The sequence below is a fragment of the Campylobacter sp. RM9333 genome, assembly GCF_020137705.1.
GTDB lineage: Bacteria > Campylobacterota > Campylobacteria > Campylobacterales > Campylobacteraceae > Campylobacter_E.
Map to the genome: position 1 here is coordinate 1 of NZ_JACGAY010000072.1, position 252 is coordinate 252.

Annotated in this window: 1 pseudogene; it reads left to right on the forward strand. The window is 30.2% G+C overall.

From position 1 onward, the window contains the following. A pseudogene (locus AVBRAN9333_RS09495) lies at window positions 1-252 on the forward strand (methyl-accepting chemotaxis protein); the annotation flags it as partial.

Here is a 252-nt window from a genome sequence, read left to right on the forward strand (position 1 = left end):
CTAGCTGAAAGCACTCAAAAATCATTAACAGAAATAGAAGCAAGTGTTAATGTATTAACTCAAGGTATAAATGATATGAGTGAAAGCATTAAAGAACAAACTCAAGCAATATCTCAAATAAATGAAGCAATAAGTAGTATAGATGAGCTAACACGCGCTAATGTAGTAGTAGCTGATAATACTAATAAAATATCAGATGAAGTAGATTTAATGGCTAGTATTGCTGTTGAAGCTGTTATGAAGAATAAGTTT